At 47.6% G+C, this 2,191-nt stretch carries 2 protein-coding genes and 1 pseudogene; 1 reads left to right on the top strand and 2 read right to left on the bottom strand.

Going from position 1 to position 2,191, the window contains the following annotated elements:
* On the top strand, positions 1-1,062 hold a 1,062-nt coding region (locus tag Q0241_RS17210), incomplete at its 5' end, for an adenylate/guanylate cyclase domain-containing protein (RefSeq protein WP_299379839.1).
* Here Q0241_RS17210 and Q0241_RS17215 read toward each other — a convergent pair.
* A complete protein-coding gene (locus Q0241_RS17215) occupies positions 1,059-1,748 on the bottom strand; it encodes a YafY family protein (RefSeq protein WP_299379842.1) in 690 nt (229 codons plus the stop codon). The two genes, Q0241_RS17210 and Q0241_RS17215, sit on opposite strands and share 4 nt — an antisense overlap.
* Positions 1,748-2,191 (bottom strand): annotated as a pseudogene (locus tag Q0241_RS17220) (hypothetical protein); the annotation flags it as partial. The pseudogene Q0241_RS17220 and the gene Q0241_RS17215, both read right to left, overlap by 1 nt.

Raw genomic sequence — 2,191 nt, forward strand, 5'->3', positions numbered from 1 at the left:
CCCCTCTATGACTTCACCGACATTCTGGGCAACGGAGATATCAAAGGCCACGCCGTTGATTCTTTTGCCGGGGAACTATCTTTTCTCCACACCAGCTTTTCCGCCTATGGGTTTGATGACCTGACACTGGGCATTTACTTCATGGAAGGAGAATTGGAAGGGTACTATGAACGATTATACTTCACAGGGGCCGCAGCTTTGGTCATTGCCCTGATCACAGTCATCATTATATTTTTCGCAGGTAAGTTCATTGCCATACCTCTACAGCGTCTGGCCGAGACATCTCAACAAGTGGGTCAACTGGACCTCATCCACACCCAACGCCTGCCCGGAAGTATGTTCAGGGAACTTGATACAGCTGCAACAGCTTATAATTCTATGCTGGGTGGACTAAAATGGTTCGAGAACTATGTGCCTAAAAAACTTGTAAAACAACTTATGGAAACCAATGGCGAGGGTATTATCTCGGAAGAGCGGGAAATCACCGTTATGTTTACCGACATTGTCAGCTTTACACCCTTGAGCGAATCAATGCCAGCCACCGAGCTTGCTGGCCTTCTCAATCATCACTTCGATCTTTTAGGGGCTATAATCGAACAAGAAGGCGGAACCATCGATAAATACATCGGCGATTCTGTAATGGCTTTCTGGGGGGCACCTACACAAATGGATGATCACGCCAAACATGCTTGTATCGCCGCCTTGCGTATAGAAAAAGCGCTAAGAGAAGATAATACCCGAAGAAAAGAGATGGGGCAGCCCCCTATCTATATTCGAATAGGCATCCATAGTGGCCTTGCCGTTGCTGGTAATATCGGGGCCAAAGGCCGGGTCAACTACACATTGATCGGTGATACTGTAAACACAGCACAACGCCTTGAAGGCCTGGCGAAAGAAGCCTTACCAAACAGTGCGGAAACAGCAAAAACACTCATTTCAGCCGCGACCCGAGATTACATCAAAAACGATACCAAAATGGAAACCACTCCGAAGGGTTTCTTTGCATTACGTGGCCGAGAAACCGAAACAGAAGCCTATGAGCTAAAAAACCACGATCTTTAAGCGCTTGTTGTTTCTTCCAAGTGTTTGAGAAAATCATCATGTGTCTTCCCTCTTTCACGGGGGAAGAATTCGTCCAGAACAATCATTTGTGCTATACGATCAAGTCTGAAGACCCGAAAGCCCTGGCGTAATTCACACCAAGCCCCCAGCATCCAAATTGCCCGATAAAGCTGCAAACCCAACGGCCAAAGAGTGCGTTGGCTTTTATCACCCTTTCCATCTTTATAGTTGATCAAAACTTTGTTCTGGTTTCGAATGCCATGCCGCAGATCACCCACATCAATAGTAATGGGTTCAGGCAAAGCATCTCCATGCGCGACCAAATTTGGTTTTGCCAATCTCGGACGCAAAAGATCAGGCAACACACTATCAATTTTCTGAAGGACATCTGTCGCAGCAAGTGCCAATTTTGGATCAGCCCAGGCCTGTACCATCGTCATGCCAAACGAAAGGGCTTCAAGTTCTTCCGCATCGAACATAAGCGGTGGTAGGTCGTAGCCTTCGTATAGAAGATACCCAACGCCAGCTTCCCCTTCGACAGGAACACCAGAACCAATTAAATCTTTAATATCTCGATAGACTGTTCGGGTAGAAACTTCTAACTCTTCAGCGAGTTTATCTGCGGTAATCAGTCGGCCACGACGTAGAATTTGAACTAGACGAAATAAGCGGTCAGCCCGTCTCATCAGCTTTCCAGCACCTCGAGAACCTCACCATCCAGACCTATACAGGCAGCAATCAATTTACCGCCAAACCCACAGCCGCCATCAAGTGTGACGGCAAACTCGTCGTATTTCGGTCCGGCTTGCTCTGGATCATACCCCCGAAACAGGCGTGTAAAGGGGCCAAAATTTCCTTTTACCTGCTGAAAGCCTTTATTTGCCCACCAAAAACTATCTTTTTGAGTTTCCAACGGACGACTGGGATTAATCCCTGCGTTCACAAAAAGAGTGGTTCCATTATCAGGATAGGCAGCACGTTTTAACTGCCCAAGGACTTGATAGTGACCCGGCTTTTCCTGCATGGCACGACGTACCTTGTTGGTCCATCGTGTTAGCTGCATGGCACCTGCGGCAGCCTCGCGAAAACCTTCTTGTGGGTTAAACCCATAAGCTTGTAGCGAAGCGCC

This window comes from uncultured Kiloniella sp. (assembly GCF_937128705.1).
In the GTDB taxonomy this organism is placed as follows: domain Bacteria; phylum Pseudomonadota; class Alphaproteobacteria; order Kiloniellales; family Kiloniellaceae; genus Kiloniella.

Coding starts and splice junctions, on each gene's coding strand:
- Q0241_RS17215 (WP_299379842.1), bottom strand. CDS start 1,748: ATGAGACGGGCTGACCGCTTATTTCGTCTAGTTCAAATTCTACGTCGT.